Here is a 14,101-nt window from a genome sequence, read left to right on the forward strand (position 1 = left end):
CGTTTTCCTTTTAACGGCGGAAATAGTCTTCGACATTCTCAAAGGCGCGCAGGCCTTCTGGAGTGGCGGTGCGGATGGCATCGTCGGCGGGAGTGACCGGCCCGCGCCAGGCCGTCGCGCGAAGCGGCGTCACGGTCCAATCCTCGCGCGGGTCCAGGACATGCGGGCAGTTCGCGATCACCACGATCACATTCATCTCGGCGCGCAGCACCAGGCTTCGCGCCTGGGCAAAGGGGCCCAACTGCGGCACGATCGCTCCGTCGGCTTCGATCCGCACCCCCTTGAACAGGTTGACGCACGGATGCACGTCGCGCCGCTGGAGACCGTGTTTGGCGACGCCCAGCAGGAAGCGGTCGCGTCCGCTGGGCGTCGGGCCGCTATTGGCCCCATTGCCATATCTGGCCGCATTCGTCGCAGCGTTGGAGGTGCCGCAGAAGGCATCATGCGTCCCCGCCCCATCCTCGACAAAGCTCATGAGGACACGGCCCATGTCCGACAGCAGCAGCTTGCCCGTGCCGAGATAGGCGTTCCATTGCACTTTCACCGTATCGGCGACGTTGAGCCGTTCGGTCGGCAGTTCGGCGTTGAAGATGAGGAGCGAAGCACAGGCATCGCCCTTGAGGTCGATCAGCCGCAGGCGGGCGCCGCGCGGCAGACGCCGCGTTGCATAGCCGCCCGCCGCGATCGTCTCTTCCCACAGAAGGTCGTCCGCGGGCACGCCTTCCGGCAGGTCGCCGGCCACCGGCGGCAACACCGGCATGGCTTCCACCGCGGTCCCGGCCTTGGCGCGGGCATGGTCGCGGGCGGCGGTGGGGTTGGTAAGGGCCGTCATGCCATCACTCCCTTGGTCTGTTTGCTGGATTCCTGTTCATAGAGCGGCGGCAGCAGGGCGGTTGTGGTGACGAGCTGGAGCTGGTGGACGCCGCGCACCCGCCGAAGCGCATCGCACAGTTCCTTGAGCAGCGAGGCAGGCCCCTGCACCAGCAGCACCTCAAGCGACTGGTCATCCTCCAGAAAGACATGCTGAGAGGAGATGACCTCCTTCAGATAGTCCGCCTGCGTCTGGGCAAGCTGATGCCGCACGCGGCCGCGGTCGCCGCGATAGACGATGGTGATGGTGCCGGCCAACATCTCGTCGGGCCGGGTAAAGGCCTCATGTTCGGCAAGCGCATGACGGATGAGTTCGGCGATGAGCTGCGAACGCGACGGCAGTCCGCGTTCCTCCACCATCATGTCGAGCTGCCGGAACAGGTCCGCCGGCAGGCTCATGCTCAGCCTTGCAAGGCCCGCAGATTCGCTACCCATGTCCAATCTTCTCCTCATGATGCCGGTCGCCGTTTTCCGGCGCGGCTATCGCCTCTTCCCCGGCCGCGTCGCTCGCGCGTTTGCGCAGGGCGAGGTCGTAAACAGCCGTCGCGCCGAAGCGGTGCGGGGCGTGCGGGTCGTGACGGCGCTTGTCGAGCGCCAGCACCCGCGTCCCCAGGTTGAAGGCTTCGTGGATGTCGTGAGTCACCATGATGATCGTCAGCGAATAGTCGCGCCAAAGCCGGGTGATCAGCCGGTGCATGTCGGAACGGATACCCGGATCCAGCGCGCCGAACGGTTCATCGAGCAGCAGGATGCGGGGGCGCTTGATAAGCGCCTGCGCGATGGCCAGACGCTGCTGCATGCCGCCCGAAAGCTGTGCGGGATAGAGGTGAAGGCTGTCGCCAAGGCCGACGGCATCCAGCATTTCGGTCGCTTCTTCCACAGCCGCGCTGCGAGCCCTGCCGAACAGGCGCGCCAGAAGCGGCGATTGGGCGCATTCCAGCCCGAAGACCGTGTTCCGCAAGGCCGACAGATGGGGAAATACCGAATAGCGCTGAAACACGACGCCCCGATCGGGTCCGCATTCAGGCGTCAGCGGCATCCCGTCGAGAAGGATGGAACCCCGCGTCGCCGCTTCCTGGCCGAGGATGAGACGCAGCAGGCTGCTTTTGCCGGCGCCCGAAGGGCCGATGATCGACACGAAAGACCCTTCCTCGATATCGATCGTCACGCGTTCGAGCACGATCTTCTCGCCATATTCGATCCAGACATCACGAAGAGAGAGAAGCGCGCTCAATGGCTGACTCCGTGGGCCCAGGGGAACAGGCGCTGGCTGAGGAAAGTGAGGGAAAGATCCATCACCACGGCCAGCAGCGCGATCCACGCGACATAGGGAATGATGACATCCATCGAGAGATAGCGGCGGACGAGGAATATGCGGTAGCCAAGTCCGATGTCGGATGCGATCGCCTCGGCCGATATGAGGAAGACCCAGGCCGGCCCCAGCGACAGGCGTACGGCGTGAAGCAGGCGCGGCATGGCCTGGGGCAGCGCCACCCTTATCATGATCTGCCAGCTGCTCGCCCCCAGCGTCTGCGCCTTGATGATCTGTTCGCGCGGCAGGGCAGCGACGTGCGCGGCAATGTCCCGCACCATGACCGGCGCTATGCCGATGACGATGAGCGCGACCTTGGCAGTTTCCCCCAGGCCCAGGGCGATGAAGAGGATAGGGAGCAGCGCGATGGGTGGGATCACGGCGATGCCCGTTACCAAAGGTCCGAAGGTTGCCCGCACGGGGGGAAGGATGCCGAGCACCAGCCCCACAAGGAGCGCCGCGAGCGTCGCGATGCCCAAACCGATGCCAAGCCGCTCCAGGCTCGCCAGCGTATCCGCCCAGAATAGCAGCTGTCCCGTCAGCTGGTCCGGCTGGAAAAGCAGCCCGGACATCGCCTTCGTCATGCCGTCGGGCAACGGCAATATCTTGTCGAACTGATTGGCGGCGTGGCGCTGAGCCGCCAGGAAAAGATAGAGCAGGACCAGCAGCAGGATCGGCACCGCCCCCAGCAGCAGCCGGTCGCCTCGGCTGACATGTCGATTCACCCAGCGCATATCATCATCGTCCTACAGAGTGGATCGATCGGGGCAGCTCAAAGCTTTCCGTCGGCCGCCAGTTTCATGAAGCTTTCGTCGAACCGCAGCGTCACATGCTGCGCGTCGCCCAGCGTCTTCCCGCCGGCGAAGCTCATGCCGACGGCATCGGCTGAGGCCGCGCCCTTGAACAGGCCATGGGCGAAGCTGAAATCCCGCACCTGCGCCATGCTTTGAACGAGTGCGGGGGCAGATGTGGCCGCCACAGCGGATTTGGGATCGGCATAGAGATGGGTGGTCGCCAGCTGGCTCTCGAACACTTCGGGTGTCGTGCCCGCCAGCTTCGCCATGGCCGCGCGTGCCGCCTTGCCCTGCGCGTCCTGCCTTTTCATCAGCGCCATCGTATCGAACCAGATGCCTGTCAACGCCTTGCCCAGATTCGGATTGGCTTTCAGGGTCGCCGTATCGACCACCAGCAGATCCAGTATTTCACCGGGGATCTGGGCCGAGCTGAAGACCTCCTTCGCCCCGGCCTGTCCCTTCATGACCGAAAGCTGCGGGTTCCATGCGACCGCCGCGGTGACGTCCGGACTGGAAAAAGCCCCGACGATATCGGCGTCGGAGGTGTTCACGGTCTTGATGTCGGTGGGCTTCATCCCCGACTTCTCCAGCGCGCGGGCGAGAAGATAGTGGGAGACCGAAAGTTCGACCAGATAGACCTGCCTGCCCTTGATCGCTGAAAAATTGTCGGCGCCCTTGAGCAAGATGCCATCATTGCCGTTCGAATAGTCGCCGACTATGATCGCGCTGGTATCTTTCCCGCCGGCGGCCGGAATCGTCAGAGCATCCATATTGGTGACCGTCACGCCATCGAATTTGCCGGCGGTATATTGATTCACCGATTCAACATAGTCGTTGACCTGAACGATGTTGATCTTGATGCCGTATTTATCCGCCCACTTCTTCACAATTCCGGCCTGCTGGGCATAGGGCCACGGCATCCAGCCAGCGTATATCGACCATCCGATGTTGAACTCTGTCTTCGGCTTGGAGGGGGCGTCCGGCGCTTGCGAGCAGGATACAAGCAAAAGCGCTCCAGCCATCAGAGCAGCCCGGCCTGCATTGCGGAACATTCGGATCATTCTTTCGTCCCCTTTCGGCAAACACTATTGCAAAGCAGCACGGGCCTGTCCACCAAGAATTATTACCTTTAAAGTTTTATGTAATACTCTCCATCGTGGCGGAAATCCGGGGGCCAGCGCCCTGACACCCGCCGTCGGGCCGGCTGAGCTACCGCGCCGATGACCCGCCCCTCCCGCGAATCGACCAGTTTGCGTTATTTCGACGGATAGACGGCGGCGGCGTCGATCCGTTGGTCGGGGTTTGCGATTCGGGGCCGAACGGTCCCACATAATTCCCACTCCGGTCCCACCGCCATTCCTCCCACCAATATTCGAATCGGTCTTCATCGTAAGAAAACCGCCATATTGTGCGCCGCACCCAACGATTGCAGTCATACTGAGCAAGTGCGAAATTATTACGCTTGACCCATTACGTAATATCCATACCGTATAGTTGATCGACCGCTCGTCGAAGCGGCGCAACCAAAGGGTAGATTAGCCGGGCAGTCACCGGCTTGAAGTGAGGGTTCGTGAATCGAAGAACGGCTCGCAATGCTGCTCTCCCAGGCGCCATGGCGCCGCTCGCCAGCAATGCGCGGCATTGTGACCTTGCCGGTTCATCGCACGGCGCTCGAACAGATCAAATGATGATTGCAGCCGCTTCGGTTGCAAAAGACGATGCACATCATGGCATGACAATGACGACTGGCCGGGAACCGGCCGACAAGGTGCCGGCCTAGCCAGAGCGCCAGGGAGAAGGATGTCACTTGGGGCTCAACTGCAAGGGGGTCGAAGTGACTATGAAATTGTTTCGCAATACATTGCTTGGCGCGACCATTCTTATGGGCGTTGGGACCACTTCGGCTTTCGCTCAAGGCGCCGCGGACGGTGCTGACGGTGCAGGCGGCGAGGGCAACGAGATCGTCGTGACGGCCACTCGGCGCGCGGTTTCGATCCAGGACGTACCGATCAACATCAGCGCCGTCGGCCAGGAGCAACTCGCCCGGCAGCGGATCGACGACGTGCGCGACATTGCCGACTTTACGCCAGGCGTGACCATATCGGACACGGGCCCGGGCTCGACCGGAACGATCGTGCTTCGCGGCCTCAACGCTTCGGATTCCAGTTCCACCGGCAATTCCTATGACACGGCCTTGGGCGTCTATCTGGGCGAGGTTCCGCTCTATTACGACTTCAAATTGCTCGACATCGCGCGCGTCGAAACGCTGCTCGGGCCGCAGGGGACACTCTATGGCCTTGGCACCCTGGCGGGCGCGATCCGCAATATCCCCAACCGGCCCGACACGGACAAGATCGAGGGCGAGGTGCATAGCCGCCTTTACGGCAAGGGCCACAGCGGCAAGCTGGGCTATCAGGTCGACGGCGTCATCAACATCCCGATCGTCAAGGATCATATCGCCTTCCGGTCGGCCACGGGCTATTTCTACGATCCCGGCTTCATCGACTATCCGCTGCTGCTCCAGACGCCCGGCGTTTCACTGCCCCAGCCGGATGGTCCGACGAGCATCTCGCCCGCCGGCTATGCCGCGAACCTGAGAAAGGAGAAGGACCTCAATTTCGAGAAGACCTTCACCACTCGCAACCAGTTGCTGTTCCAGATCAGCGAGGATCTAAAGGTCAACTTCACCTACGCGTTCCAGCAGACCAAGACCGATGGAGGTCAATATAATAGCGACGGCGTACTCGGAACGGGCAAATATCAAAGTGCGGCGCGTTATATCGAACCGGTGAAGCGCCGTGCGCACCTGGGAGCGATGGAAATCAACGCCAACCTCGCGGACATTGCTGATCTTGTTTCGACAACTGCCTATACCGATGTCAAGAACGACAATCGGACGGACAATACCGACCTTCTGCTCGATCTCGATTATGGCTATGAATCCTTCCCCGCTTTTTCGAGCTGGAACGAAAGCCACGACCGCCGCAAGCAGTTCAACCAGGAAGTCCGCTTCGTTTCCCGCCATGGCGGTCCGTTCAACTGGGTGCTGGGCGGCTTCTACAATCAGCAGAAGCGGCTGCGCGAATATACCGAACATGTTCCGAATCATCCCTGGGTGGAATTCGGAACGCAGCCTAACCCCGACGAAGTCGAATATAACAGCTTCAACAAGTCGAAAGTGACAGAGAAGGCAGTCTTCGGTGAAGGCACGTTAAGGATCATACCCGAATGGCAGGTGACGGCAGGCGTGCGCTATTTCGGCTATACGTCGGACGTCAGTGGACGCGCGGTACTTCCACTGCTCGGCGATCCGGTCAGCCCCTATGATCTTCCTTCTGCCGGCGGCAAGTCGAAGAAGAGCGGCTGGGTGTGGAAGTTTAACAGCTCCTACAACTTCACGCCGGACATCATGGTCTATGGCACCTACAGCAAGGGCTATCGGATCGGAGGGCCGAACACGGTCGCACCTTGCGTCCTGCCACTCGATCTAACGCAGCAGAATGTGTGCGCGCTGCCCAATGAAATCCAATATGGCCCGGACACCACGAAAAACGCGGAACTCGGCATCCGCACCCAGCTTCTGGATCGCAAGCTGACGTTCAATTTCAACGTCTTCCAGATCAAGTGGAACGGTATTCAGGTCGATTCTGCCACCATCAACGGCATCGTGGGCATCACCGTCAACGGCGGCAAAGCGAAGTCGGAGGGCTTCGAAGGGTCGTTCCAGGCCAAGCCGATAGAAGGATTGTCGATCCAGGGAACATATTCCTACACCGATGCCAAGCTGACCCAGGATGTTCCGGGGATCATCGCGGTCAACGACCCGGCGGGAACCTATCCCAGTTCACCCATTCAGCTGGACGCGCTATCGGGTGATCGCCTTCCGGGCTCTGCAAAGAACAGCGGCAGCCTGGGCGCGACCTACACCATGCCGTTCATGGCCGGGAACCTGGTGGCGGACTGGACAGCGACCTATCGCGGCAATGTCGTGACGCGGCTGGGCTGGGACCGCGCCTATGGCGACAAGCTTCCGGGCTATGTGCTGCACCGCGCCTCGCTGGCCTATGAAACGGACCGTTACAGCCTCGTCCTGTTCGCGAACAATATCTTCGACAAATATGCGGTGGCTTCCGTCTCCAATGACCGCTCGCGCGTGGGCCTCAACGATGGAGTGGTACTGCGCTATTACAAGCAGACCGTGATCAATCCGCGCACCTTCGGCATCGAAGCACGCTTCAAATATTGATCTGATGATGCTGCCGGGGCGCCATTTCGAAAGGATGGCGCCCCGGCGAGCGCGCAGGATCATCGCAATGCTGCCTTGCATGAAAGGGAAAGAGCCATGGCCGCTGATGCGCGCAGGGTTCGACGGGTACGGACCCTTGGATTGAGTGCGGCGCTCCTGATGGCGAGCGGCTCGGGATATGCCCCGGACCTGAAGGCAGCTTGCGTAGCGCTGCCGAAGCTCTTCGCGGAAAAGTGGATCGACGGCACGCTGCCGCAGGAGCCCTTCACCCAGGTCCAGCAACTCGACGAGGACAGTTTCGTTATCCGCCAGTCGGTCAAGACCAATTTCGAAGCGCCCTTCCTTTATCTGCTCTTCGGGCGCGACAGGGCTTTGCTGATCGACAGCGGGGCCGAAGGCGGCCGCATCAGGCCGACGGTCGACCGGCTGGTCGCGCAGTGGCTGGCCGCTCACGGACGCCGTTCGATCCCGCTCGTGGTCGCCCATAGCCACAGCCATGGCGACCATGTTGCTGGGGACGCCGCCTTCCGTGACCGCCCGGATACGACCGTCGTCGGGCTTAAGCCTTCGGACGTGGCCAGCTTTTTCGGCCTCTCCCATTGGCCCGAGGGAGTTGCCAATTTCGACCTGGGCGATCGCGCGCTCAGCGTCATCGCAACACCAGGGCATCAGGCCGCCGCAATCATGATCTACGACCCTCGCCTCAAGATCTTGTTGTCGGGCGACACGCTCTATCCCGGCCGCCTTTACGTGCCGGTAAATTTCATGGCCGACAATCGCGCCAGCATCGAACGGCTGGCAGCCTTCGCGGCGAAGCATCCGATCTGCGCCGTCATGGGAGCTCATATCGAGATGACGTCCGAGCCGGGGCGCGACTATGGGCATGAAGCGTCAACCCATCCAGACGAACATCCCCTCCCCTTGCCGGCGCAAACCATTGGTGAACTCCAGACCGGCCTGCGAGAGCCGCTGGAGACACCCGACCAGCGGCAAGTCCATGATCATTTCATCATTGTCCCGGTACCCGCCCGCGCGGAATGATCCGGCGGCGTCGGATAAGATTGCCTTCAAAATCAGAGCAAAGGCTGTGATTCTGGCGCACGATCGATATGCCTCGAGTTGGAAAGCTTCGCGCGGGCGACCGGACAGACTTTCGTCCTTGCTGCTTTCTTCTTCGCCTGCGCGGCATCGATCATCTGGCTTGCATCGCGACCCACGCGCGCAGTTGATCCCGATGCGGCGCATTGATCGAAAGCTTTCGATGCATGTCACATGACGATCCAGGAACCTATGTCATGCGCAACATGGAGGAGCAAATCTCCCGCCCACTGGCAGAGACGGCCCTGGCAAATAGCCGTTCCTCCACCTTTGATGTGATATAATAGTGACAATGCAGCTATTTGTGCGTCATGTGGGAAATCGCGCTGCCGATGCTTGTTCTATCCCTGAAGGCATGAAGGGATGCCTTCTGCAAGGGATGAGGGGTGTAACATGCAGCTTCGTGCTATTCTGCTTGGCTCGGCGAGCTGGAGCGCGGCTTTCCTGATCGCAACCGGCGCGGCCTGTGCGCAGACGAATGCGGACGCAGCCTCCCCGGCTGCCGCAACGGCGCCGCAAGGCAGCGACACGGCATCGGACGCAGGAGAGCCGGTCATCATTGTGACAGGTTCCCGCATTGCGCGGCCGACACTGGATTCGCCGATCCCCGTAACATCGCTGTCGACTGCCGATCTCACCCGGAGCGGGGGCACCGTCATCGGCGATGTGCTGAATGATCTGCCCTCCCTGCGGTCCTCCTACAGTCAGGCGAACTCCACCCAATATATCGGCACGTCCGGCCTCAACCTGCTGGATTTGCGTGGCCTGGGCGTTACGCGCTCGCTGGTTCTGGTGAACGGCCGTCGCCATGTCACCTCTTCCGAAGGCGATTTTCTCGTCGATACGAACACCATTCCCACCGACCTCATCGAGCGCGTCGACATCGTGACCGGCGGCAGTTCGGCCGTCTATGGCTCCGATGCCATGGCCGGCGTGGTCAATTTCGTGCTGAAGCGCGATTTCGAAGGCCTGTCGCTTGACGGCAAGGCCGGTATCTCCAGCTATGGCGACCGGGGAACCTATCGGCTGTCGGGCACCTTCGGCCGGAATTTCGCCGATGGACGGGGCAATGTTGCGCTGAGCCTCGAATATAATCGCGCGAATTTGCTGACCTATACCGACCGGCCCGCCCTGACTGGCGCTTTTTCCGGACGGCGGCAGTTCCAGCTGGTCGACAATCCGTCTCTGGATAATGACATTCCCGACAGAAGCTTCCTTACCGGGGTGCACAGCTTCGGTTATGACAATGGTGGCAATTTCATCGCCTATAATGGCGGCAGCCCCCTGTCCTGCGGCACTGGCGCCGCGGGGGCCTGCCGCGCAAATGGTTTCCCGCGCGTTTTCGGCTTCAACCCCGACGGGTCGCTTTACGAATATGCCTATGGCAATGATTTCCGCCCCGCCGGATCGGGGAATAATCAGAATGGCAACGGCGCGACACTGAACGATCGCGGCACGCTCGACCCCTCGCTCAAGCGCTTCGTAGCGAATTTCCTTGCCCATTATGACGTGTCGGATGCATTTCGCCCCTTTATCGAGGCCAAGTTCGTCCGGGTGAAGAGCTTTAACCAGGGCAGCCCGACATTCGGACAAGGCGGGGAACAAGGCACGGTCGCGTCGGAGGATGAGGACGGCAATCCGATCCGCGTGGCGGCGACGCCCGACACCTATCTGGGATCGGGCGTTCCGATCTTTTTCGACAATGCCTATTTGCAGCCGGGCGCGGCCGCCACCATCCGCTCTCTGCTGCCGGCGGGCGCGGAGTTCTTCCGGCTCAACCGCAATAATAACGATCTTGGCACCCGCGACGAATATGACCGCCGCGACACCTATCGCATCGTCGTGGGCGCCGAAGGAACGTTCAACGATGACTGGCGCTATGATTTTTCCGTCAATTACGGGAAGTTCAAGAGCCGCTCCCTGTTCTTCAACAACCGTATCGAATCCCGCTTTCAGAATGCGGCCGACGCCGTTTTCAACGCTGCGGGCAATATCGTCTGCCGCATCAATCAGGTGACCGTCACAGATCCGGCCTGCGCACCGCTCAACCTCTTCGGGGACGGTGCGCCCAGCCAGGCGGCGCTCGATTATATCAACACCACATCCCATCGCCGGGGTAGCGCCAGTCAATTCGACATCAACGCCAATCTGGTGGGCGACAGCTCGCAATGGTTCGAGCTGCCGGGCGGTCCCGTCGCCTTTGCGATTGGCGCCGAATATCGTCGGGAAAAGGCATTTTACGCCTATGACGATACGGTGAAGAGCGGCGATACTTTCCTGAACGCCATTCCCGACTTCAATCCGCCATCCTTCGCCGTGAAGGAAGCCTATGGCGAACTGGACGTTCCCCTTCTGAAGGACATGCCGTTCGCGCGGGAACTCAGCGTCAATGGCGCGGTTCGCGTCGCGGACTATAAGGGCGCAACCGGCACCGTCTGGGCCTATAATGGCGGTGCGATCTACGCACCGGTTTCCGACATCAAGTTCCGGGTCAATTACTCCCGGTCGGTACGGGCTCCGACACTGAGCGACCTTTATTCCTCGCCGTCACAGAATTTCGATCTTCTGGACGATCCCTGCGACGTCAATTTCATCGACAAGGGCAAGTCGACCCGCGCGGCCAATTGCGCCGCCGCCGGCGTTCCCGCGGGCTTCGTCAACAGCGTGGCGCGGGCCGGAAGCACGGAGTTTCTGTCGGGCGGCAATCCCAATCTGACCGCCGAAAAGTCGCGCAGCTGGACCTATGGCTTCATCCTGCAACCGCGCATGATCCCGGACCTGTCGATCACGGTCGACTATTACGACATCAAGATCAGCAAGGTCATCAGTGCCGTGGATGCGCAGACCATTCTCGACGCCTGCTATGATGGAGCAAATCTGAACAACCAGTTCTGTCAGCTCATCTATCCCCGTCAGGCCAATGGACTGTTCGCCAGACCGGCCCTGTTGCAGAGCACGGTGAACTTCGCCGCCCTGGTGGCGAAAGGCATCGACATGGATGTCGCCTATAATCATCGGTTCGACCCCGACAACAGGATCGCGGTCCGGGTCGTCGGCACCTGGGTGCGGACCCGCACCGACTATCCCTATCTCGACAATCCCGGCCAGCCCGAACGGGTGAAGGGAGAGCTGGGCGATCCGATCTGGAACGTCAATGCGTCCATCGACTATACGCACCGCAACCTCACCCTGGGGTATCAAATCCGCTATATCGGCCGCCAATCGATCACCGATTGGGAGGCCCAGCACGACACTTATGGCGTGCCGGCGCTCGATCCCAACTATGCCGACACCGTCTATTATCCGCGCGTTTTCTACCATTCGATCCGTGCGTCGCTGGATGTCGACAAGCGGTTCACCCTTTATGGCGGGGTCGACAATCTCACCAACCGTAAACCGCCCTACGGATTGTTCGGCAATGGCAGCAATGGTGATGGCGACGCCATTTACGACAATATCGGCCGCTTCATGTATATGGGCGTGTCTGTCAAACTTTGATTTGCAAAGCGGGGATGGGAAAGGGCGGGCGGGTTTGCGTGCCCTTTCTCAACAACATGTGACTTACCGATACAGGTCGAAAATGACGTTTGGGCAGCTTAACTCTCAATAATGACTCAAGCGTCGAATTCCGGTTTTCGAAAGCGGACAGGGATGCCCGCCATATCAGTTCGACCTCGCCCGTCGGTCCAGAATCTGCTTGAGAGGATTGGGTTTCCCCGGCGCCACACGCCGAAGGGTATTCGTATCGTGATGGTCGAACGGGTCGGGCCTGCCGTGGACGGCAAGAGTGGTGTGAATATCATAGCTCCAGCTATCGTCGCCGTCGAAGCGGATGTCGATCCGGTATGCATCCGTTCGAAAACCATATTCCAGGAAAGCGGTCGAGCATATCCCATATTGCGTCTGACCGCGTGTCGCGACCAGCGATAAATTGTCGTCGCCGACCTTGGCGTGGCCCGCGGCCAGCGCCACCTGCCCACGTGGAATTGCCAATGTCTGCAGGATCAGCCCGGTCGCCGGTTCCCATAGCCAGTAACCGACCTGATCGTGGAAGGTGATGTCCTCTTCCTCGGTCGTGATATGGGTGTGATAGCGCAGGCCGTAGAAAAGCTGCGGCCCGTTGGTTTGAGGATCGATGGCATCGAACGAAACACGCTCAACGAACACGCGCCGCTCGGGAGCGTCTGCCTTGGGGTTGATATCAACACCCTTATGGGCCTCCCAGCGACCGGCCAGCCTCGCCAGCGGTCCCAGATTGGCGAGCGTGTCGGGGTCGACACCCGTTGGCTCGGTAAAAATATCCTGAGGAAACGGATTCATGGCCTTTCCCTGCGAAACGAGTGGAACCCGCAACATAGAACCTGATCCTGGTCGACCCAAGGACTCAATTCCTTGCCTGGCTCATACGCTTAGGGCAAAAATATGCCGCTGATCGCGTGCGTGAACGTGGACAGCGCGGGAAGGAATATCGGTGCGCCCGTTGCACGCATTGCCCGGATGGGAGAAGAGGCGGGCGATACGGACGGAAACCCTCGTCACGATTCGCGGCATGATCCAGTGCTGGGTTCGTCCCTGAACCGCTTGAGGAAAGAGATATGAGCAAGGACATCATCATCGCTGGCTATGCCCGGACGCCCATGGGCGGCTTTCAGGGCGCACTTTCCAGCGTTTCAGCGCCGGAACTGGGCGCCGTTGCGGTGAAGGCGGCGGTCGAGCGCTCCGGCGCCGCGCCAGAGGCCATCGACCGCATCTATATGGGCTGCGTCCTGCCCGCCGCCCTCGGCCAGGCGCCCGCGCGGCAGGCGGCGCTTGGCGCGGGCCTGCCCCAGTCGGTGGAGGCGACGACGGTCAACAAGATGTGCGGTTCGGGCATGCAGGCGGCAATCATGGCGGCCGAAGCGCTGAGCGCCGGGGCCGTGGACATCGTCGTCGCCGGCGGCATGGAGAGCATGACCAATGCGCCCTATGCCCTGCCCAAGCACCGTTCCGGCGCGCGCATCGGCCACGATCGGGTCATCGACACGATGATGATGGACGGGCTGGAGGACGCCTATGATCGCGGCAAGCCCATGGGAGCCTTTGCCGAGGACACGGCCCGCGATTATCAGTTCACCCGCGCGGAAATGGATGCCTATGCGGTCGAAAGCCTCGCCCGCGCCAATGCGGCGATCGACAGCGGCGCCTTCGCTGCGGAGGTGGTGCCTGTCACGGTCAGGACGCGCGGCGGCGAGGTCCAGGTCGACAAGGACGAACAGCCCGGCAATGCGAAGCCGGAGAAGATACCCTCGCTGAAGCCCGCCTTCGCCAAAGACGGTGCGATCACGGCGGCGTCCTCCGCCTCCATTTCGGACGGCGCAGCCGCGCTGGTGCTGACCCGTGCGGATGTCGCTGAGAAGCTTGGCCTTGCCAGGGAGGCGCGCATCGTCGCCACCGCATCCCATGCCCATGCTCCCGCGCTGTTCACGACTGCCCCGGTCTTCGCGATCCGCAAGGTGCTGGAGAAGGCGGGCTGGTCCGCCGGGGACGTCGATCTCTACGAAGTGAACGAGGCGTTTGCCGCCGTCGCCATGATCGCGATGCGCGACCTCGACATTCCGCATGACAGGATCAACGTCAATGGCGGCGCCACCGCACTGGGTCATCCCATCGGCGCCAGCGGCGCGCGCATCATCGCCACGCTGGTGGCGGCATTGAAGGCCCGCGGCGTCAGGAAAGGCGTCGCGGCGCTCTGCATCGGCGGCGGCGAAGCGACCGCCGTGGCTCTCGAAGTCCTCTAAGACG

General features: G+C 61.3%; 11 protein-coding genes. 5 read left to right on the plus strand and 6 right to left on the minus strand.

All coding sequences use genetic code 11. The features are described from left to right. Nucleotides 1–10: 10 nt before the first annotated feature. From TZ53_RS06910 to TZ53_RS06930, 5 genes are read right to left on the minus strand one after another with little or no spacing between them, the layout of a single operon-like run. Nucleotides 11–832, minus strand: a complete 822-nt coding sequence (locus tag TZ53_RS06910) for an urea amidolyase associated protein UAAP1 (protein WP_044660830.1) — start codon at nt 830–832, stop codon at nt 11–13. Then, a complete protein-coding gene (locus TZ53_RS06915; RefSeq protein WP_025546584.1) occupies nt 829–1,305 on the minus strand; it encodes a CopG family ribbon-helix-helix protein in 477 nt (158 codons plus the stop codon). The genes TZ53_RS06910 and TZ53_RS06915 overlap by 4 nt, the downstream gene beginning before the upstream one ends. Then, nucleotides 1,298–2,104, minus strand: a complete 807-nt coding sequence (locus tag TZ53_RS06920) for an ABC transporter ATP-binding protein (protein ID WP_044660831.1) — start codon at nt 2,102–2,104, stop codon at nt 1,298–1,300. The genes TZ53_RS06915 and TZ53_RS06920 overlap by 8 nt, the downstream gene beginning before the upstream one ends. After that, on the minus strand, nt 2,101–2,916 hold the full coding sequence (locus tag TZ53_RS06925; RefSeq protein WP_044660832.1) for an ABC transporter permease: 816 nt from the start codon (nt 2,914–2,916) through the stop codon (nt 2,101–2,103). The genes TZ53_RS06920 and TZ53_RS06925 overlap by 4 nt, the downstream gene beginning before the upstream one ends. 38 nt (nt 2,917–2,954) lie before the next feature. Next, the gene (locus tag TZ53_RS06930; protein WP_044660833.1) at nt 2,955–4,037 is read right to left on the minus strand and encodes a putative urea ABC transporter substrate-binding protein; all 1,083 of its coding nucleotides are present in this window, start codon (nt 4,035–4,037) and stop codon (nt 2,955–2,957) included. A 551-nt stretch (nt 4,038–4,588) separates the two neighbouring features. Here TZ53_RS06930 and TZ53_RS26675 point away from each other — a divergent pair. The 4 genes from TZ53_RS26675 (at nt 4,589) to TZ53_RS06945 (ending at nt 11,818) form a co-directional block, all read left to right on the plus strand. Further along, a complete protein-coding gene (locus TZ53_RS26675) occupies nt 4,589–4,756 on the plus strand; it encodes a hypothetical protein (RefSeq protein WP_157009784.1) in 168 nt (55 codons plus the stop codon). A 60-nt stretch (nt 4,757–4,816) separates the two neighbouring features. Then, nucleotides 4,817–7,222: a TonB-dependent receptor gene (locus TZ53_RS06935; RefSeq protein WP_044662917.1), complete on the plus strand. Its 2,406-nt coding sequence runs from the start codon at nt 4,817–4,819 to the stop codon at nt 7,220–7,222. 159 nt (nt 7,223–7,381) lie between these two features. After that, nucleotides 7,382–8,263, plus strand: a complete 882-nt coding sequence (locus TZ53_RS06940) for an MBL fold metallo-hydrolase (protein WP_157009841.1) — start codon at nt 7,382–7,384, stop codon at nt 8,261–8,263. 450 nt (nt 8,264–8,713) lie between these two features. Beyond that, nucleotides 8,714–11,818, plus strand: coding sequence for a TonB-dependent receptor domain-containing protein (locus TZ53_RS06945; RefSeq protein WP_044660835.1), 3,105 nt, complete (start codon nt 8,714–8,716; stop codon nt 11,816–11,818). A gap of 165 nt (nt 11,819–11,983) precedes the next feature. Here the strand turns inward: TZ53_RS06945 and TZ53_RS06950 are convergent, their stop codons facing one another. Beyond that, nucleotides 11,984–12,640: an FABP family protein gene (locus TZ53_RS06950; RefSeq protein ID WP_044660836.1), complete on the minus strand. Its 657-nt coding sequence runs from the start codon at nt 12,638–12,640 to the stop codon at nt 11,984–11,986. Between the two features lie 275 nt (nt 12,641–12,915). Between TZ53_RS06950 and TZ53_RS06955 the strand changes: the two genes are divergently transcribed. Continuing rightward, complete coding sequence (locus tag TZ53_RS06955) at nt 12,916–14,097, plus strand: acetyl-CoA C-acyltransferase (RefSeq protein WP_044660837.1); 1,182 nt, start codon at nt 12,916–12,918, stop codon at nt 14,095–14,097. Nucleotides 14,098–14,101: the final 4 nt, after the last annotated feature.

Origin of the sequence: Sphingobium sp. YBL2, assembly GCF_000943805.1 — a bacterium.
Lineage (GTDB): Bacteria > Pseudomonadota > Alphaproteobacteria > Sphingomonadales > Sphingomonadaceae > Sphingobium > Sphingobium fuliginis.